Below are 19,826 nucleotides of genomic sequence, written 5' to 3'. Positions count from 1 at the left end.
TTCAACCGCTTATAACCGGAGTTTAAAAACCAGGATCCCAATCTACTTCAATGGTTTTAGTAGCGAGATCGACTTTCTTGATAACCTGCCCATCAAGAAACGGAATTAGCCGTTCCTTGATACCGAATGCATCTTTCAGGTTTGCTTTAATTACCATTACGTCGTTAGAACCGGTTTCCATCATGTCATTGACAGTCCCCAAGTTATAACCTGCTGTGCTGATTACCTGGCAGCCTATTAAGTCTTTCCAGTAGTAATCACCCGTATCCAGCTCTGGCAGTTGTTCTGAATCTACAATAATTTCGCAATTAGTCAGTAAATTCGCAGCATCCAGATCATCAATACCTTTAATTTTGATGATCATATCCTGATTGTGGTGTTTCCAGGTTTCTAGTTCGATGTGTTGCCACCGGCCTGCCCGTTGAATAAACCACGGTTGATACTCAAAAATGTCTTCGGCATGTTCGGTGGAAGAAAAAACTCTGAGCCAACCACGAATACCATAAGTTGAACCTAATTTTCCCAATACAATTGGGTTTACAGGCGGTTCAAAACAGGTTTGCTTGCTCATAGTTACCACCGCGACAGATTAAGCTGCTTTTTTGGCGTCTTTGATCAGTGTAGAAACACGATCAGACACAGTTGCACCCAGACCAATCCAATGTTCAATACGGTCCAGATCTAAACGCAATACTTCTGCTTTCCCTGTTGCAATAGGGTTGAAGAAGCCAACGCGCTCGATAAAGCGACCATCACGCGGGCTGCGGCTATCGGTCACGACTACTTGGTAAAACGGACGCTTTTTGGCGCCGCCACGAGCTAAACGAATTGTTACCATAACATCCTCATTAGTTAACAAAACAACCAGACTTCATCGAGGAACGAAGTCCGGTTATCAGATAAAAAGCCCGAAAAGTTTACTCACTTTGGCGCAAAAAGCAATCCAAAGTGGATATTCTTCGAGACTTTATCGATTAACGGCCCATAAATCCGGGTGGCATCATGCCTTTCATACCACGCATCATTTTTGCCAAGCCGCCTTTCTTCATCTTTTTCATCATGCGCTGCATTTCGTCGAATTGTTTAAGCAAACGGTTAACATCTTGAACCTGAGTGCCAGAACCATTAGCAATACGACGTTTACGAGAACCTTTGATTATCTCTGGTTTTTGTCGCTCTTTACGCGTCATAGAATTGATAATAGCTTCCATTTTCACCAGAATTTTATCATCCATCTGGGATTTCACTGCATCTGGCACTTGAGACATCCCCGGCATTTTGCTTAACATGCTGGCCATTCCCCCCATGTTACGCATCTGCTTTAACTGATCTAGAAAATCATTTAAATCGAAGCCGTCACCTTTCTTTAGTTTAGAAGCCAGCTTTTCAGCCTGGGTGCGATCGACTTTACTTTCAATCTCTTCAATCAGGGAGAGAACATCGCCCATTCCAAGGATTCGAGAGGCAATACGATCCGGATAGAATGGCTCCAACGCATCCGTTTTTTCACCAACACCCAAGAATTTAATCGGCTTACCAGTAATATGACGAATAGATAGCGCAGCACCGCCACGGGCATCACCATCGACTTTCGTTAACACTACACCGGTCAGTGGCAATGCTTCATTGAAAGCTTTCGCGGTATTAGCCGCATCCTGCCCCGTCATTGCATCAACAACAAATAGGGTTTCTACTGGATTGATGGCTTTATGAACCTGTTTGATTTCATCCATCATTGCTTCGTCAACATGTAGACGACCCGCAGTATCCACCAAAAGCACATCATAGAATTTCAATCTGGCGTGCTGTACCGCTTGAGTCACGATATCAACGGGTTTTTCCTGAGCATCAGAAGGGTAGAAATCAATACCAACTGCCTGCGCCAAGGTTTCAAGCTGTTTGATAGCCGCTGGACGATAGACGTCAGCAGATACCACCAAAACTTTTTTCTTCTGCTTTCCTTTCAGAAAGCTACCTAGCTTGGCAACGCTAGTCGTTTTACCTGCACCTTGTAGACCCGCCATTAATACGACAGCAGGCGGCTGAGTAGAAAGATTCAGTTCACTGTTAACTTCCCCCATCGCCTTAACGAGTTCATTCTGAACAATTTTGACAAACTCTTGGCCGGGAGTCAGGCTTTTATTAACCTCGTGGCCTACCGCGCTCTCTTTAACACATGAAATAAAATCACGCACTACAGGCAATGCGACGTCAGCTTCAAGTAAAGCCATGCGAACTTCGCGCAGTGTCTCTTTAATGTTATCTTCGGTCAGTCGCCCACGGCCACTGATATTGCGCAATGTGCGCGATAGTCTGTCGGTTAAATTATCAAACATTGTCTCTGCTCAATTTTTAAAAATGGGCTACCTGTAAGGCATATTCCGCAAATTATAACACGATGGAAAGGGATCTCTGCACAGAGATTCACACCGATGATTAACAACGGTTGGAGGCTATCCTTGCTGGCGGTATACTTAAGCTTTAATTCAACCTAAAACTATCGCTAAAACGACTAATGCTATGCCAGTATTTTCTATAATTTCTTCATTCGCTTATTTATTCAGCCTGGTACTGATTATTCCCGGCTTGCTGCGGAAACCGAAAGGATACCGCAGGCTGGCATTACTTTCCGCGATTGTCGCTTTAATTTGTCATGCTATTGCACTTAAACACCAGATATTCCACGTCAGCAGCGGGCAAAACCTCACCCTCCTAAACCTAGGTTCTATCGTCAGTTTACTTACTTGTATCATAATGACAATTGTCGCTTCTCACGGCCGTGCTTGGTTCCTGCTACCCATTGTTTACAGTTTTTCCATGATAAATTTGGTTTTAGCGAGTCTTATGCCGGGTGAATTCATTACCCATCTAGAGGCCAGCTTTGAATTATCTATCCATATTGGGTTGGCGCTTCTTGGTTATGCGACTTTACTTATCGCTGCATTATATGCATTACAGCTTGGGTGGTTGGATCATCAGCTTAAAAATAAAAAACTCACTTTTACGCCAGATATGCCCCCATTAATGTTCATTGAACGCAAAATGTTTCATATCACTCAGCTTGGCGTAATATTGCTAACGTTGACACTCTGCACTGGCATCCTCTACATGGATAATATTTTCAGTAGCGAAAACATCCATAAAGCAATTTTGTCTATTATCGCATGGTTTGTTTACATTGTTTTATTATGGGGTCACTACCATGATGGATGGCGCGGTAAACGCGTTATCTGGTTTAACCTGATCGGCGCATTTACCCTGACACTCGCCTATTTCGGTAATCGATTATTGCAGGAAATCATGATTTACTAGGAGTATTATGTTCAATCAATACTTGGAAGGAATTCTGCTTTGGAGCATGTCTCAACAAGCACATTACTGATTATTTTAATCATCATGGTCATTGTCTCAGCTTATTTCTCCGCCTCCGAGACAGGTATGATGACAATGAATCGTTATCGCTTACGTCATCTGGCAAAGCAAGGGAACCACTCTGCCCGCAGAGTTGAAGCATTACTTCGTCATCCTGAGCAGCTCATCAGTCTGATTCTTATCGGCAATAATCTGGTTAATATTCTTGCTTCAGCACTCGCTACTATCATTGGTATGCGTCTTTACGGTGATGCCGGAGTCGCTATTGCAACCGGTATTCTGACGTTTATCGTACTGATATTTTCTGAAGTTATGCCAAAAACGATAGCCGCCCTCTATCCTGAAAGAGTCGCTTTTCCGAGTAGTTTTTTGCTCCGCCCGTTACAGAAAATCATGCTGCCGTTGGTCTGGGTGCTAAATAAAATTACTTTATTGTTAATGCGTTGCCTTGGTATCAAACAACCTACTGGCTCTAGTCACGCAATGAGTAAAGATGAACTTCGCACTATTGTGAATGAATCAAATGCCAAGCTATCACAGCAAAATCAGGCTATGCTGACTTCAATTTTAGATCTGGAAAAAGTCACAATCGGCGACATTATGGTTCCCCGTAATGAAATTATTGGCATTGATATTAATCATGACTGGAAATCCATCATACGGCAATTAACTCATTCACCTCATGGCCGGATCGTGCTTTACCGTGATTCACTTGATGATGCCATTGGCATGCTTCGTGTGCGTGAAGCTTACCGACTGATGACAGAAAAAAAAGAGTTCACCAAAAGAAACCTGATAAAAGCAGCAGATAAAATCTATTATGTCCCCGTCAGCACACCACTTAATATCCAGTTAGTAAATTTCCAACGTAATAAGGAGAAAGCCGGACTCATCGTTGATGAATACGGTGATATTCAAGGTCTGGTCACTGTTGAAGATATCCTCGAAGAGATTGTCGGTGATTTTACAACATCAATGTCTCCTTCTCTGGCAGAAGAAGTTTCACCACAAAGCGATGGGACTATTTTGATTGACGGGACAGCCAATATCCGCGAATTAAATAAAGCCTTTAACTGGGCATTGCCTGTTGATGGGCCACGGACGGTTAATGGTATGGTGCTTGAAGAATTAGGAGAAATACCCGCACTTAATGTACAAGTACAAATCGGCAAATATAATTTTGAAGTACTTTCAGTCAACGATAATGTCATTAAACAAGTTCGAGTCACTCCCATTAGCCAATTTCCTGAGCAAAAAGCACAAGCCATTTAAATCGAGGCGGAAAATTGACGCCGCTGGAGGCGCACCACCAACCTCCAACGGCAAGTTCCTGTTAATATACCCGTCATCTTTCAAGTTGCCTCTTTGTTGGCTGCACTCACTCACCCCGGTCACATAGTTCTCTATGCTCCCGGGGATTCGCTCCCTTGCCGCCGCGATGCATCTTGAAATCCATAGGGTATACTTCATCTCAGGAACCCGAAATATTATCACTGCTATGGAACTACACTTTCAATTCGGTCAGTTTTTCCTCTGGCAATGCCAACTCGTCATTCTTATTAACGAGGACGTCTGAATCAAGAATATGACGTGCAATATCCTGAGCTTCTGTCAGTGAATGCATGTGATAAGTACCACATTGATAAATATTTAGTTCTGGGATCTGGCTCTGATCTTTCACTTTCAAGACATCAGCCATAGCCGCTTTCCATGCGTCTGCAACGCGTATTTCTGCCGGGGCGCCAATCAAGCTCATATAAAAACCTGTTCGACATCCCATTGGCGATATATCAATAATTTCAACACCCTCACCATTGAGGTGATTGCGCATAAAACCAGCAAACAAATGCTCAAGTGTATGAATACCCTTTTCAGGCATAACCTGTTTATTGGGTATACAGAAACGTAAGTCAAAAACTGTGATGGTGTCGCCATGAGGCGTTTTCATAGTCTTAGCAACTCTTACGGCTGGCGCATTCATACGAGTATGGTCAACAGTAAAACTATCCAGTAAAGGCATTTCTTTATCTCCACAAAAAATTCAGATTTTTCTTCAAGCAAATGAAACCTTTTCATCTGCCACCGGTCGTAAAGAATGAAAGACGCATAATTATTATCCCTATTCTCTAGAAAATCCCATTTGGCCACTTTTACTTGTGGCCATTTTTTCTAGTATCCTGTTTGTTGTTTTAGATACTCATCAAAACTCATCGTATCCTCACGTTCCAATGCGTCTTGTCGCTCTACGGAGGCCCTGCGTTCTATAGCGAACTGCTCGTCGCTAATAACCTCATATTGCTCATTGATCAATTGCTGGCGGTATTCATCTGCTAGTTCCAGTCCAAAACCACCAATACCCTGGCTCTTCACTTTTTCCAGCACACGGGCCGATAAAGTCAGTGATGAATCATCAAACATAGCAATTAATTCTTCGCAAACCTTTTGATACTGTGTGCCAGAACAACTATCCAATATTGCGGCAACCCGTTTCAAGTCACTAAATAACTTTTTACCAACTTTTACTAGCGGTTCTTCCACACTTCCACAACCAAAGCCAATCATTTGCTCTGGTTTACGCCCTTCAAGGATCACTCTATTCCAATTCTTACGGCAACAATCTAATTCATCACTGCCCATTTCCGGCGCTTCGGCAAGCACACACCATATTAAGAATAGGTCAAGAAAACGAATTTGTGTTTCATTGACACCAATCGCAGCAAATGGATTAATATCCAATGAACGAACTTCGATATATTCCACTCCCCCACGCAACAAAGCATCAGAAGGCGATTCATTCCCTCTAGTGACACGCTTAGGTCGGATTGGCGCATACAACTCATTTTCAATTTGTAAGACGTTGGTATTGAGCTGAATATATTTATCACCTTGCTTAGTGCCCAACTTAGCAAACTCGTCAGATGGCTTGTGAATCGCTTTTTTCAGCCCTTCAATATAAGTATGTAGGTTATTAAACGTAATATTCAGATCGCTCTGTGATTTATTGGTGTACCCCAAATTACTCATTCTTAGTGAAGTCGCATAAGGCAGATAACAAGTTCCATCTTCTGTCCGTTCAAAAAGAAAAGAAGTCTCTCTTCCACGTAAGAACGAGGAACAAATTGCCGGAGAAGCACCAAACAAATATGGGATCACCCATCCAAAGCGATAATAGTTACGGATCAAGCGGAAATAACCATTAGAGATCTGCTCCTTACCACTCTCTGCATCTTCAACACCAGCCCAAGCACGCCAAAACTCAATTGGCAATGAAAAATTATAATGAACCCCGGATATGGTCTGCATCAACGCGCCATAACGATTTTTCAGACCTTCACGGTATAAGGTCTTATAGCGACCAACATTCGATGCACCATATTGAGCCAAAGTGATGTTCTCTTCCGCATCAATAAAGCATGGCATACTTAATGGCCACATTTTTTCTTTGTCCAGCATACGCGCCGTGTGACGATGAATATCGCCAAGAAAAGAAATCGTATATTTTATATCATCACCAACTGGTGTTATGAATTCCAACAATGACTCAGCAAAGTCAGTAGTAATCCATTTATGCGTAAGCGCTGCACCGAGTGTTTTAGGATGTTCTGTTATGGCTAAACTACCATCTGAAGTAATACGCAATGTTTCACGTTCAACACCGCGACGAATTCCCTTTAAAATTGTCGGATGCGCCTCTAGCCATGATAGAGCCTTTGATACGTCCGGGATCAATTCGACCTCCCGTAGTGTTTTAGAAGAATTTTTATAAGGGTTTACTTTATCTTAAACAAGCCAAATTGTCGCTGATTAGATAGATAAGCAAAAATATTTCAGCGTCATACCGAGGGCAGGTTGGTTACGGCAACACAGGTAGAAAAGAAAAAGCCCTGCTGTTTAAGCAGGGCTTGATATGGCGCATCCAGAAGGATTCGAACCTCCGACCGCTCGGTTCGTAGCCGAGTACTCTATCCAGCTGAGCTATGGATGCATGTTCAGTTTTTTACTCTGGTAAAAGATAGCAGTTGCCTCGATTACCTGAATGGTACCTTGGATGATTTCATCTCAAAGTTAAATTGGCGCATCCAGAAGGATTCGAACCTCCGACCGCTCGGTTCGTAGCCGAGTACTCTATCCAGCTGAGCTATGGATGCGTGTTTAGTTTTTCACTCTGGTAAAAGGCAGTAGTTGCTTCGATTACCTAAATGGTACCTCAGATGACTTCATCTCAAGGTTAAATATGGCGCATCCAGAAGGATTCGAACCTCCGACCGCTCGGTTCGTAGCCGAGTACTCTATCCAGCTGAGCTATGGATGCGTGGTTTAAATGGCGGTGAGAGAGGGATTCGAACCCTCGATGCAGCTTTTGACCGCATACTCCCTTAGCAGGGGAGCGCCTTCAGCCTCTCGGCCATCTCACCGTACGCTTTCTCTCGAATCGCGACTCAGAACTTTTATTTAAGCTCCTCGTCACTGCGTGGCGCACATATTACTTTCCCAGATTTATAAGTCAAACAATTTTTCTAAACCCGTGTTTGTTTGAACACTTCACACACAAGATGTGTGGTTTGACACCAAAAAGTGTACTTTATCAGCAGCAAACTATTACACCTTCAATTAAAGTGCATGCAAATCATTATTCGCCACAATAACATGATAGGAACATTCTGTTCTTACGATAGAAAAACAAAAAAGATGGGAAAATAGACAAGAGTTTAAGAAATTAGCAAGACAAAAAGTACCAACAGAGGTGAAATCCCTCAAAAATGGCGCCCGGTTCTAACAGAGATAGGACGCCAACTTAGAGTCAATAAGTTGTTGGCTGAGATTTTTCGGCCTGAATCCGCTGATAAATTTCTTCACGGTGAACAGAAACTTCTTTAGGGGCATTTACACCAATACGAACTTGGTTACCTTTAACCCCTAGTACTGTAACTGTTACCTCATCGCCTATCATGAGCGTTTCACCAACTCGACGAGTCAGAATAAGCATTCTTTGCTCCTTGAAAATTTAAAAGAGTCGGGTCTTTCGGTTTCCCCGCTATTATCCATCAAACACCGTGAAAACGTAAAACAATAGTATATGCTTAAAGTATAAGCAATTTTAAGCGCATTTCCTATCTATATAGTTTAGCCAAAATAAATAAATATGCGCTCAACCTTTTAACAATTTCACAACAAGATTTCAAGGCACCATAAAAACAACTCTATGGCGCCCTCTAAACTCAGGTAATACCGCTTATAGCCGCGATACTACCCACTCTTCCACACTATCCAAAGCAGAAGGCAACGCTTCAATATCAGAACCACCTGCTTGGGCCATATCAGGGCGACCACCGCCTTTACCACCGATTTGCTGAGCTACAGAGGAAATTAACTCACCTGCTTTTATTTTAGCCGTCAGATCCTTTGTGACCCCAACAATTAAGCTGACTTTATCATCACTTATAGTGGAAAGCACAATAATTGCTGAACCTAGTTGATTTTTCAGATCATCAACCATCGTTCTCAACATCTTAGGCTCTGTATTGCTTAACTGACTGACCAACAACTTCACACCCTTCACTTCTTTCGCTTTGCTTGCTAAAGAAGAGCTCTCTTGTGCAGCCTGTTGATCTTTAAGCTGTTGAAGCTCTTTTTCCAACGCTTTGGTTCTATCCAGCGTCACCCGCACTTTTTCACTCAGGCTATGAATATCACTTTTCACCAATTGAGCAATATCCTGAAGTAAATCAACCTGTTGATGTACAGATTCCAACGCTTTTTTACCTGTAATTGCTTCGATCCTACGGATACCCGCAGCCGTTCCAGATTCAGCAATAATACGGAACAAGCCAATATCGCCGGTACGATTTGCGTGAGTCCCTCCACATAATTCAGTGGAGAAATCCCCCATTGACAGTACACGGACTTGCTCTTCGTATTTTTCACCAAACAGTGCCATTGCACCTTTGGCTTTTGCTGTTTCTAGATCCATCAATTCAGTAACAACAGGTGAATTTTGACGAACTTCGGCATTAACCAAATCCTCAACCTGACGGATCTGTTCTGGTTTCATCGCTTCAAAGTGAGAAAAATCAAAGCGAAGGTATTTATCGTTAACCAGAGAGCCTTTCTGTGATACGTGCTCACCCAAAATTTGACGTAATGCAGCATGTAACAGATGGGTTGCTGAGTGATTCAAACGAATTGCATCACGACGTTCAATATCAATAACCTCATTGATGGTATGGTTTACACTTAAGGTACCTTTTTCAAGCTTACCAATATGACCAATAGCCTGACCATATTTTTGTGTATCAATAACACAAAAAGCACAATTGGTATTACTCAGAATACCCGAGTCACCAACTTGTCCACCGGATTCAGCATAAAAAGCGGTCTTATCCAGGATAACAATCGCTTCTTCACCCGCTTGAATTTGATTCACTGATTCACCATTACGGAAGATAGCAGTTACTGTTGCCTGCTGTTCGTTATGATCGTAACCAGAGAAATCGCTGCGTTCATCAACTTTGATCAATTCATTATAATCAGTACCGAAACCACTTGATTCACGAGCACGACGACGCTGATTTTCCATTGCTACTGCAAATCCCGCTTCATCAACGCTAATACTACGCTCACGGCAAACATCAGCGGTTAAATCCACAGGAAAACCATAGGTATCATACAAACGGAAAGCCGTTTCGCCATCCAGAATATCACCGGACAGTTTTGCGAGTTCATCGTCTAATAACTGAAGACCACGTTCCAGAGTACGAGCAAACTGCTCTTCTTCTGTTTGCAAGATCTGCTCAACAATTGCTTGCTGGCGTTTAAGTTCTTCCCCCGCAGCTCCCATCACTTCTAGCAATGGCGCAACCAGTTTGTAGAAGAAGGTTTCTTTAGCCCCCAACATGTTTCCGTGACGGATAGCTCGGCGGATAATACGACGCAGAACATAACCACGGTTTTCATTAGAAGGAACAACACCATCACAAATCAAAAATGCACATGAACGAATGTGATCAGCAATAACCCGCAGAGACTTATTACTCAGATCATCTGTCGCACCGGTGACATTAGCAACAACTGTAATCAAATCACGGAACAGATCGATCTCATAATTAGAATTGACATGCTGCAATACAGCGGCGATACGCTCCAGCCCCATACCGGTATCTACTGATGGTTTTGGCAACGGTTCCATCGTGCCATCAGCATGACGGTTGAACTGCATAAAGACGATATTCCAGATTTCAATATATCTGTCACCATCTTCCTCTGGACTTCCTGGCGGCCCACCCCAGATATGCTCACCATGATCATAAAAAATTTCGGTGCAAGGGCCACAAGGACCAGTATCACCCATTTGCCAGAAGTTATCCGACGCATAAGGAGCACCTTTATTATCACCAATGCGGATAATTCTTTCTGCTGGTATTCCGACTTCATTCTTCCAGATATCATAGGCTTCATTATCTGTCTGATAGACAGTCACCCATAATTTTTCTTTAGGCAAATTAAACCAATCTTTACCCGTCAGAAGTTCCCAAGCATAACTAATAGCATCATGTTTGAAATAGTCGCCAAAACTAAAATTACCCAGCATCTCAAAGAAAGTATGATGGCGTGCGGTATAACCTACATTTTCTAAATCATTATGTTTACCACCAGCACGAACACAGCGCTGAGCAGTTGTTGCTCGGGAGTAAGATCTTTTGTCCTGTCCAAGAAAGACGTCCTTAAACTGGTTCATCCCTGCGTTGGTAAACAGCAGTGTTGGGTCATTATTTGGCGCCAAAGAACTACTTGGTACGACTTGATGCCCTTTAGTATGAAAAAAGTCGAGAAACGCTTGACGGATCTCAGCGGTGCTTTTGCTCATAATTGTCCCAAAATCAAGCTGGAAAAAACAGATTTATGAATTGGTTAGGTGGGATATTCCATCACCTATTTTCAACTCACGAATAAACAAAGTGGGGATAAGATAAAAGTTCTTCTATTAGAAGTAAAATCCCATATATACCCGTCATCTTTCAAGTTGCCTCTTTGTTGGCTGCACTCGCTCACCCCGGTCACATCATTACCTATGCTCCCGGGGATTCACTCCCTTGCCGTCGCGATGCATCTTGAAATCCATTGGGTATACATCCATTCGCAGGCAGCATTGTAAATCGTCTAGGTATTTTCTGAAAGCATGATCGCATAATATGGATAATACTTGCTTTCTGAGAGAAGAAACCGCGTCATTATTAACGCGGTATAAGTTTGATGACAAAACTTTTACAGCTTTGAATATAAGAATAGAGACTACCGATATTATTAGATTAGAATTCTTCGTTATTCATCTCTTCGTTTTCATTGGCTTCATAATCAGAAGCAGCACTATTGAATTCGCCGGCATTGTGCAACAGCATTTCACGTAATTTTTTATCCAGCTCAGTAGCAACTTCAGGATGTTCTTTCAGGTAGATGGTAGCATTCGCTTTGCCCTGACCAATTTTATCGCCATTATAGCTGTACCATGCGCCTGCTTTTTCCACCAATTTATGCTTCACACCTAAATCGATTAATTCACCATAAGTGTTAATGCCTTCGCCATACATAATCTGGAATTCTGCTTGCTTAAATGGCGCTGCCACTTTGTTTTTTACCACCTTAACACGGGTCTCGCTACCAACGACCTCTTCGCCATTTTTCACAGAACCAATGCGGCGAATATCCAGACGAACAGAAGCATAGAATTTCAGCGCGTTACCACCGGTGGTAGTTTCAGGGTTACCAAACATGACACCAATTTTCATACGAATCTGGTTGATAAAGATCAACAACGTATTGGAACTTTTCAAGTTACCGGCCAGTTTGCGCATTGCCTGACTCATCATTCGAGCTGCCAGCCCCATATGAGAATCACCAATTTCCCCTTCTATTTCGGCTTTTGGTGTTAAGGCAGCAACGGAGTCTACGATAATGACATCAACAGCGCCGGAACGTGTTAACGCATCACAGATCTCAAGAGCCTGTTCCCCCGTATCGGGTTGAGAACACAACAGGTTATCAATATCAACACCCAACTTCTTAGCATAGATAGGATCAAGAGCGTGTTCAGCATCAATAAACGCACAGGTTTTACCTTCACGTTGTGCCGCAGCAATCACCTGTAATGTCAGCGTTGTCTTACCAGAAGATTCCGGGCCATAGATTTCAACAATACGCCCCATCGGCAGGCCGCCAGCACCTAATGCAATATCCAGTGACAATGAACCCGTGGAGATAGTTTCAACGTCCATTGAACGGTCTTCGCCCAAACGCATGATGGAACCTTTACCAAACTGTTTTTCAATTTGGCCTAGTGCCGCTGCTAGTGCTTTTTGTTTATTTTCATCAATAGCCATTTTTACTCCCTCGTAAGCAATGAAAGGGCTCTCTCACTGCCGATGAATAATTTCTGATACTAAAACATTGTTTGTAATTATACTGTATAATCATACAGCATCAAGTTAATTTTTTATACCCGTTATCTTTCAAGTTGCCTCTTTGTTGGCTGCACTCGCTCACCCCGGTCACACAGTTACCTATGCTCCCGGGGATTCGCTCCCTTGCCGTCGCGATCCATCTTGAAATCCATTGGGTATATAATCTCTGATAACAGTGTTTTCAGAGAATAAATGACAGCTTGAAGGCGTACTTCATTTCGATCACCATTAAAACAACAACGGCGAGACACAACTTCTACCCCATTTACCGTTAGATATGCAAACCCAAACCACACTGTACCAACAGGTTTTTCTTCGCTGCCACCATCAGGCCCAGCAATGCCACTGACCGAAACCGCCAGATCTGCCTGCGCAGCTTTCAGTGCTCCTACGGCCATTTCTCTCACAACCTGTTCACTGACAGCCCCATATTGCTGTAAAACGGCTTCTGACACACCAAGCATCTGATGCTTAGATTTATTACTGTATGTCACAAAGCTTCGGTCAAAATAAGCAGAGCTACCGGCAATATCTGAAATTGTTTTCGCCAACCAGCCACCGGTGCAAGATTCAGCGCAAGTCACCCACAGTTTTTGCTGTCTCAGCTTCTCTCCCAGTTCAATACTAAGCTGAGTCAGAATTTTTTCACTCATAACACTCTCTTTATCCGGTAAAAGATCCATTTCTTTGAAACCGGTTCCAAATCCACAAACTCGTGATTGTCAACGCCAACAGAGTACCAAAGCCTATCCCTGTTGTAACAACCGGGACGCCTATTTTAATAACCAATGAATACAAGCCAAGCATCAATAACATGGCGATATTCTCACCCAAATTCTGTACTGCAATTGCATAACCAGCCCCAATCGTTTGTCTGCCACTTTCCTGCAATAATGCATTCAGTGGAACAATAAACAAACCGCCAAAAATACCGAGAGTGATTAATAAGACGTAGGAAGCCCAAATACTTTGCTGAACAGCAAAAATGACCACCATCACGCCGATTAAAACACCAGCAGGCATACAACGGTGGACTGTTTTAAGGGTGATGAAACGGGCAGCAATACCTGCACCAATAATAATGCCGACAGCAACCATCACATTAAGTATTGTCGGCGTGCTATTGTCAGAAATTCCCAGAACAACAGGTACCCATAAGACCAATAGGAATCTCAATGTGATACCCGCTCCCCAGAACAAACTCGTACCAATTAAAGAAAATCGAGCTCCTTTGTTATGCCAAAGAATACAACAAGATGAAGCAAAGTCTGTCAGCACCTTTTTCAGATTCCAGCCTTTATCCTGACGCACCGCCGATAATCGAGGGATAAAGAAATTAGCGACAACAGCGATACCATACATCAGTGCACAAACAAGCAGTGCGACAGCCAAATTCCAATCAGACAAAAAACCGCCAGCAACAGAGCCCGTAAGAATGGCAATTATCGTTGAAGCCTCCATCAAACCATTAGCCTTGACTAAACGATCACCATCGGTCAATTCAACCAAGATTCCATATTTAGCCGGTGAATATGATGCAGCCCCCACGCCCACCAAGGCATAACCCAGAAATGGATCATATCCCAGGCAAATAGTAAACGCGCCCAACAACTTTAGGCTATTAGCAAACAACATCACACGATCTTTCGGGAAACGATCAGCAATTTGCCCCACAAAAGGCGCCAATAGGATATATGCCAAGACAAACACTATCTGTAATATTGGCTGGCTCCAGTCAGGATAAAACTGGGCTTTCAATTGCGCCAGGATCGCAAACAACAGCGCATTATCGGCAAAAGCCGAAAAAAACTGCGACACCAATACAGCTTTCATACCGCGGGTTAATAGCGGTTGAACAACGGAGGATGCATTCACGATTATTGTTCCTATTCAGCTTCACTTTCCAATAACACGATTTCTTCCTGTTTAACAAAATGTTTCCCCTGACCGAGGATAGTACAGAATCCCTGTTCATCAATTGAAACAATATCTCCAGTATCGAACCAATCAAACTGAATATTCCCATGCTCATCTTTTGCCGCCGGTGGTTCTAAATGATTTGGATCTTCCACTCTCAGATACCCTTTCATCATATTTGGGCCACGTAGTTGCAAACGTCCCCCCGTCTTAATTCCTGCTACCGGAATCAAACGGGATTCCATTGCTGGCAAAATCCGCCCAACAGTACCGACCTTAGCCATCATCGGCACATTTAATGCAATGACAGGCGCACATTCTGTCATGCCATATCCTTCTAAAATGCGAATGCCGAATTTATCTTGCCAAATCTGTTTAGTATTTTCAGCAAGCTTTTCAACACCGGCTATAACACAACGAAGACGCGCAAAATCATACGGATGAGCAAAATAGGCATAATTCTCCAGGAAAGTGGATGTACCCAATAATACGGTACAGTTACATTCATATACCAGTTCTGGTACTACCCGATAATGCAATGGATTTGGGTAGAGGAATATTCGACTACCAGACAACAGTGGAGTGAATAAGCCAACAGTCAATCCAAATGCATGAAATAGCGGTAGAGAAGACATAAAACGGTCAAGTGGATTGAAATCAGTAATGGTTTTTATCTGTTCCACATTGGCTAACAAACTCGCGTGACTGTGAACTACACCTTTTGATACAGCTTCTGAACCGGACGTAAATAGTACCAAAGCATCATCATCTGGTTTTTGTGCCACCATCGCTTGCTTCGGAAAAAAGAGGTGCCACAAGATCCATAATTTATCCAGCAAAGTCACTGTGCCTTCCAAATCTTCAAGATAAACCCAGTTAATCTCAGTAACCTGCTCGGATAAATGTGTTAATCGCTCCTTTTTCAGAAATTGCCGGGAAGTCACGATAGTTTTAATACTGGCAACCGCTAGCGCATTCTTCAATCCATGACTGTCGGTTGTATAGTTTAGTAAAGCCGGTATTCTTCCTCTCAAAGATGCCCCGAATATCGCAGCGACCATAATAGTGGCATTAGGTAAAAGAAAACCAATCCGTTCCCCCTGGCAGGTAAAACGCTGCAAAATACGACTGGCAGCCAGTACTTTTTTAAGCAGACTGTTATAACTCTCTTCTTTAAAAGAAACATCTTCAATACAGGGCTTAAAACGACCAAATCGTTTTCGTGCAACCAATAAAGATTCAAATATTGTTTCTTGCGGTCGGGTCGCCATTCGTGCATTCATCATTATTTCATGCAAACGCTCACCGGCTAAACGACGTCGTTGCTCCGAACTAGACACATCCGGCATCGGCAATTGTGTCGCAGGCAGGATTTTCATTGTCACCTTCGGAAAAAAATGAAGTTTGAAAATACCTTTTAATCGGCTGAATAGGGTTCTTTCTAACCCTTCAAAACGAACAGGAACCACAACGGCTTCGGATATCGCCGCAATAAAAGCTGCCCCATCATAGATTTTCATCAAAGAACCGGTAACAGTAATTCTTCCCTCAGGAAAAACAACTATTGGTCGTCCTTTTTCTATTTCCTTAACCAGTATCCTGACAGCCATTGGATTTATTGGGTCTAAGGGAACTATTTCAACATAGCGCCTTACCAGTTTCATAAAACCACGATTTGCAATGTTGGAATAGACAGCAAATACTGGCTTAACCGGCAAGAAAAGTGTCAGCAAAACACCATCAAGAAAAGAGACATGATTAGGCGTGATAAGGCATTTGGGGTGGTTAAATTGTTTAATATCTCCTTCTATTGTTAAACGAAACATTAAACGAAAAACAAGCCTTAGAAATTTAAACAACATATTCGTATCTCAACCCATTTGAAAAAATAAATAGAAGATACTATTTATTCTTCGACACTGTAATATTCCTATTTCTCTATAAAAAATACTAAAATAGTGTCAGAAAACTATTCCAGAGAACATAATTTCTTTCACATAAGTTGTAATTTTTTCCGGTGAAAGTTGCGCATTAATAATATGGTTCGCACATTCACAGTAGAGATTTTCTCTGGCGGCAAGCACTTCTTCCATTTCTTCAATAATAGATTTTCCCGTCAAACTAGGGCGTTGGGTACTTTCTGGTTGCTGCATTAATCGCTCAGCCAAAATGCTCGCTGAAGCTTGAAGATAAATCACCGTGCCATTTTGTCGCATATATTGGCGATTTTCAGCGGAAAGAATGATCCCACCACCGGTAGAAATAACACAATTGCTTTGAGTAACTTGTTGTAAAGCTTGACTTTCTAATTGCCGAAATTGTTGCCATCCTTGCTGGTTAACAATATCCTCAATGGTCATGTTACTGGTTTGTTGGATATGGTGATCAGTGTCAATAAATGTGTACGATAATTCATTGGCTAATAATTTTCCAACCGTCGTTTTTCCTGCCCCACGTGCACCTACAATAAATAATATTTGGTTCACTGCCTGATATCCTTGATAAATTTCATCGTTAAAAATATATTAACGCCTATAGTAACCAGAACTTTACATCAACGTAAAATTAAAAGTTAATATATACGGTAAAAGCTACCCCAAAAGCATGATCTTACCGAAACTTCAATATAACCAGACACGCTTCTGGGGTAACAGTAAACACATTACTTACGGATTAAATCATCTCCATAACCAATCCATTTATACGTAGTCAGCGCATCTAATCCCATTGGACCACGGGAATGCAGTTTTTGCGTACTAACGGCAACTTCCGCTCCCAAGCCAAACTGGCCACCATCAGTAAAACGAGTGCTAGCATTCACATAAACCGCAGCAGAATCAACCTGACGAACAAAATAGTCAGCATTGTGCAAAGATTGAGTCAAAATAGCATCAGAATGGGACGTACCATATGTACGAATATGATCAATTGCCTGCCCCATATCACTAACAATTTCCACATTCATATCCAGAGATAACCACTCATCACAGTAATCTGCTTCTGTAACATCCACGACCTTAGCAGGTCCATCTTTCAAAAACACCATTGCTGATTTACTCGCATGCAGAGTAACTCCCTGTTCTTCCATGCGCTTGCTCAATGCAGGCAGAAAATCAGCCGCAATCTTCTGATGTACCAGCAAGGTTTCCAAAGCATTACAGGCACTTGGCCGTTGTACCTTAGCATTAGTGATTACAGTTAATGCCTTAGCAAAATCAGCACTTTCATCGACAAAGGTATGACAAACGCCAATTCCACCCGTAATAACTGGAATGGTCGATTGCTCACGGCACAGCTTATGCAACCCTGCCCCACCACGTGGAATCAACATATCCACATAGCGATCCATTTTTAGTAGCTGAATAACTAACTCACGGTCCGGTTTATCTATCGCTTGCACGGCTGCGGTAGGTAATCCACTCTGTTCAAGTGCCTGCTGAATGACTTTCACTGTCGCTTGATTGGTGTTATGAGTCTCTTTACCTCCACGCAAAATAACTGCATTACCGGTTTTCAAACACAGAGATGCAACATCGATGGTGACATTAGGGCGCGCTTCATAAATCACCCCGACCACACCCAGCGGTACACGGCGACGCTCCAACCTCAAGCCACTGTCAAGCAAACTGCCATCAATGACTTCCCCTACCGGGTCAGATAAACGGCATACCTGACGAACATCGTGAGCTATCGCTGTCAAACGTTCTGGCGTCAATAATAGACGATCCAACAGTGCTTCGCTCATGCCCTGTTCACGAGCCTGAATCATATCAAGCTGATTAGCTTCAAGAATGATTGCACATTCCTGCTCTAGCAAATCTGCAATGCGGATTAATGCCTGATTTTTCTGTTTTGTACTTAGCTGTGCCAGTTGCCATGCAGCTTCCCTGGCAGCCTTTCCCATTTGTTCTAACATTATAAATCCTTAACTTACGATCATGTCGTCACGATGAACCGCAACAGCACCATATTCATAACCGAGGATTTGGCTTATCTGTTGTGAATGGTGGCCTGCAATTAAACGTAGAGCATCACTGTTATAACGGCAAACACCATGCGCCAAATCTTTACCAGACAGACTACGAATGCAGATAACCTCTCCACGGGAGAAATCACCTTTAATATTTTTAATCCCTTTCGGTAATAAAGAGCTGCCTTTTTCGCAGATTGCTGTCTCAGCGCCATGATCTACAATAATTTCACCCGCTGGAGGTGCGCCAAAAATCCAACGCTTGCGATTTTCCATCGGGCTTTCCAACCCATGAAAGCGAGTACCTACTGGATTACCTTCAATGACATCAGAGATGACATCTGGTTTATTACCCGCGGCAATAATGACATCAATACCAGCGCGACCTGCAATCCCCGCAGCTTGAAGTTTAGTTGCCATTCCTCCCGTCCCTAAACCCGAAATACTATCACCGGCAACCATACGTAATTCATCGCTGATGTCATAAATTTCCGGGATAAGTTTTGCGTCTGGATTGCTACGCGGATCAGCGGTATACAGCCCTTCAATATCCGTCAGCAATAGCAACTTATCGGCTCCCGCCAGAATTGCCGCTAGTGCAGATAAATTATCATTATCACCAACTTTAATTTCCGCCGTTGCAACTGCATCATTCTCATTAATTACAGGCACAATGCGATTATCGAGCAAAACCTGTAAGGTATCTCTGGCATTTAAAAAACGTTCGCGATCTTCTAAATCCGCCCGGGTCAATAACATTTGCCCAACATGGATACCATAAATAGAAAAGAGCTGCTCCCACAACTGAATCAACCGACTTTGACCGACCGCCGCCAGCAATTGCTTGGAGGCAATTGTTGCAGGTAGATCCGGATAGCCCAAATGTTCCCTCCCTGCCGCAATAGCACCGGAAGTCACAATAATAATGCGATGACCTTTTTCATGTTGCTGAGCACATTGCCTTACCAGTTCTACAATATGAGCTCGATTCAGGCGACGAGAGCCGCCTGTCAGTACACTCGTCCCCAGTTTCACAACCAATGTTTGGCTGCTATTCATCATATTTTTGCCATTAGATTTAAATTAAAAAAACAGTGCTCAGTTTTAACAGG

The 19,826-nt window shown here is 42.8% G+C and carries 15 protein-coding genes, 4 tRNA genes and 1 pseudogene; 2 read left to right on the top strand and 18 right to left on the bottom strand.

Features of this window, described 5'->3' with window-relative positions:
- Positions 1 to 22 precede the first annotated feature (22 nt).
- The 3 genes from rimM to ffh form a co-directional block, all read right to left on the bottom strand.
- Positions 23 to 571, bottom strand: coding sequence for a ribosome maturation factor RimM (rimM, locus tag AACQ83_RS15025; protein WP_112878362.1), 549 nt, complete (start codon positions 569 to 571; stop codon positions 23 to 25).
- 18 nt (positions 572 to 589) lie between these two features.
- Positions 590 to 838 (bottom strand): 30S ribosomal protein S16, encoded by a 249-nt coding sequence (rpsP, locus tag AACQ83_RS15020; RefSeq protein ID WP_015835325.1) that lies wholly within the window; start codon positions 836 to 838, stop codon positions 590 to 592.
- 136 nt (positions 839 to 974) lie between these two features.
- The gene (gene ffh / locus AACQ83_RS15015; RefSeq protein WP_112878361.1) at positions 975 to 2,336 is read right to left on the bottom strand and encodes a signal recognition particle protein; all 1,362 of its coding nucleotides are present in this window, start codon (positions 2,334 to 2,336) and stop codon (positions 975 to 977) included.
- Positions 2,337 to 2,520: 184 nt separating this feature from the next.
- On the opposite strand from ffh, the gene AACQ83_RS15010 reads away from it, so the two are divergent.
- Entirely contained in the window at positions 2,521 to 3,312 is a 792-nt protein-coding gene (locus tag AACQ83_RS15010) for a cytochrome C assembly family protein (RefSeq protein WP_112878360.1), read from the top strand.
- Positions 3,313 to 3,351: 39 nt separating this feature from the next.
- Entirely contained in the window at positions 3,352 to 4,644 is a 1,293-nt protein-coding gene (locus AACQ83_RS15005) for an HlyC/CorC family transporter (RefSeq protein ID WP_146747470.1), read from the top strand.
- Positions 4,645 to 4,876: 232 nt separating this feature from the next.
- Here AACQ83_RS15005 and luxS read toward each other — a convergent pair whose 3' ends face one another.
- From luxS to proB, 15 genes and pseudogenes are all read right to left on the bottom strand, one after another.
- Positions 4,877 to 5,392: an S-ribosylhomocysteine lyase gene (luxS, locus tag AACQ83_RS15000; RefSeq protein ID WP_036814109.1), complete on the bottom strand. Its 516-nt coding sequence runs from the start codon at positions 5,390 to 5,392 to the stop codon at positions 4,877 to 4,879.
- A gap of 149 nt (positions 5,393 to 5,541) precedes the next feature.
- Positions 5,542 to 7,101 carry a glutamate--cysteine ligase gene (gshA, locus tag AACQ83_RS14995; protein WP_112878359.1) on the bottom strand — a complete coding sequence of 520 codons (1,560 nt, stop codon included), beginning with the start codon at positions 7,099 to 7,101 and terminating at the stop codon, positions 5,542 to 5,544.
- 179 nt (positions 7,102 to 7,280) lie between these two features.
- Positions 7,281 to 7,357 (bottom strand) — tRNA-Arg (locus tag AACQ83_RS14990).
- A gap of 86 nt (positions 7,358 to 7,443) precedes the next feature.
- Positions 7,444 to 7,520 (bottom strand) — tRNA-Arg (locus AACQ83_RS14985).
- Positions 7,521 to 7,607: 87 nt separating this feature from the next.
- Positions 7,608 to 7,684 (bottom strand) — tRNA-Arg (locus tag AACQ83_RS14980).
- Positions 7,685 to 7,694: 10 nt separating this feature from the next.
- Positions 7,695 to 7,787 (bottom strand) — tRNA-Ser (locus AACQ83_RS14975).
- Between the two features lie 386 nt (positions 7,788 to 8,173).
- A complete protein-coding gene (csrA, locus tag AACQ83_RS14970) occupies positions 8,174 to 8,359 on the bottom strand; it encodes a carbon storage regulator CsrA (protein WP_002209449.1) in 186 nt (61 codons plus the stop codon).
- 246 nt (positions 8,360 to 8,605) lie between these two features.
- Complete coding sequence (alaS, locus tag AACQ83_RS14965) at positions 8,606 to 11,236, bottom strand: alanine--tRNA ligase (protein ID WP_112878358.1); 2,631 nt, start codon at positions 11,234 to 11,236, stop codon at positions 8,606 to 8,608.
- A 442-nt stretch (positions 11,237 to 11,678) separates the two neighbouring features.
- Positions 11,679 to 12,746, bottom strand: a complete 1,068-nt coding sequence (gene recA, locus AACQ83_RS14960) for a recombinase RecA (protein ID WP_112878357.1) — start codon at positions 12,744 to 12,746, stop codon at positions 11,679 to 11,681.
- Positions 12,747 to 12,922: 176 nt separating this feature from the next.
- Complete coding sequence (gene pncC, locus AACQ83_RS14955; RefSeq protein ID WP_112878375.1) at positions 12,923 to 13,480, bottom strand: nicotinamide-nucleotide amidase; 558 nt, start codon at positions 13,478 to 13,480, stop codon at positions 12,923 to 12,925.
- A 10-nt stretch (positions 13,481 to 13,490) separates the two neighbouring features.
- Positions 13,491 to 14,660, bottom strand: a complete 1,170-nt coding sequence (gene lplT, locus AACQ83_RS14950; RefSeq protein ID WP_112878374.1) for a lysophospholipid transporter LplT — start codon at positions 14,658 to 14,660, stop codon at positions 13,491 to 13,493.
- 68 nt (positions 14,661 to 14,728) lie between these two features.
- Positions 14,729 to 16,606, bottom strand: a pseudogene (aas, locus tag AACQ83_RS14945) (bifunctional acyl-ACP--phospholipid O-acyltransferase/long-chain-fatty-acid--ACP ligase); the annotation flags it as partial.
- A 99-nt stretch (positions 16,607 to 16,705) separates the two neighbouring features.
- Positions 16,706 to 17,230 carry a shikimate kinase AroL gene (gene aroL, locus AACQ83_RS14940; protein WP_112878355.1) on the bottom strand — a complete coding sequence of 175 codons (525 nt, stop codon included), beginning with the start codon at positions 17,228 to 17,230 and terminating at the stop codon, positions 16,706 to 16,708.
- Positions 17,231 to 17,406: 176 nt separating this feature from the next.
- Positions 17,407 to 18,660, bottom strand: a complete 1,254-nt coding sequence (proA, locus tag AACQ83_RS14935; protein WP_112878354.1) for a glutamate-5-semialdehyde dehydrogenase — start codon at positions 18,658 to 18,660, stop codon at positions 17,407 to 17,409.
- Positions 18,661 to 18,669: 9 nt separating this feature from the next.
- Positions 18,670 to 19,773 carry a glutamate 5-kinase gene (proB, locus tag AACQ83_RS14930; RefSeq protein WP_112878373.1) on the bottom strand — a complete coding sequence of 368 codons (1,104 nt, stop codon included), beginning with the start codon at positions 19,771 to 19,773 and terminating at the stop codon, positions 18,670 to 18,672.
- Positions 19,774 to 19,826 lie beyond the last annotated feature (53 nt).

Source organism: Photorhabdus sp. S10-54 (assembly GCF_963878145.1).
GTDB lineage: Bacteria > Pseudomonadota > Gammaproteobacteria > Enterobacterales > Enterobacteriaceae > Photorhabdus > Photorhabdus kayaii.
The sequence above is the reverse complement of the archived record's forward strand: the minus strand, read 5'-3'. Positions and strand labels throughout refer to the sequence as shown.

Coding starts and splice junctions, on each gene's coding strand:
- luxS (WP_036814109.1), bottom strand. CDS start 5,392: ATGCCTTTACTGGATAGTTTTACTGTTGACCATACTCGTATGAATGCG.
- pncC (WP_112878375.1), bottom strand. CDS start 13,480: ATGAGTGAAAAAATTCTGACTCAGCTTAGTATTGAACTGGGAGAGAAG.
- recA (WP_112878357.1), bottom strand. CDS start 12,746: ATGGCTATTGATGAAAATAAACAAAAAGCACTAGCAGCGGCACTAGGC.
- csrA (WP_002209449.1), bottom strand. CDS start 8,359: ATGCTTATTCTGACTCGTCGAGTTGGTGAAACGCTCATGATAGGCGAT.
- rimM (WP_112878362.1), bottom strand. CDS start 571: ATGAGCAAGCAAACCTGTTTTGAACCGCCTGTAAACCCAATTGTATTG.
- lplT (WP_112878374.1), bottom strand. CDS start 14,660: ATGAAAGCTGTATTGGTGTCGCAGTTTTTTTCGGCTTTTGCCGATAAT.
- alaS (WP_112878358.1), bottom strand. CDS start 11,236: ATGAGCAAAAGCACCGCTGAGATCCGTCAAGCGTTTCTCGACTTTTTT.
- ffh (WP_112878361.1), bottom strand. CDS start 2,336: ATGTTTGATAATTTAACCGACAGACTATCGCGCACATTGCGCAATATC.
- rpsP (WP_015835325.1), bottom strand. CDS start 838: ATGGTAACAATTCGTTTAGCTCGTGGCGGCGCCAAAAAGCGTCCGTTT.
- AACQ83_RS15010 (WP_112878360.1), top strand. CDS start 2,521: ATGCCAGTATTTTCTATAATTTCTTCATTCGCTTATTTATTCAGCCTG.
- proA (WP_112878354.1), bottom strand. CDS start 18,660: ATGTTAGAACAAATGGGAAAGGCTGCCAGGGAAGCTGCATGGCAACTG.
- proB (WP_112878373.1), bottom strand. CDS start 19,773: ATGAATAGCAGCCAAACATTGGTTGTGAAACTGGGGACGAGTGTACTG.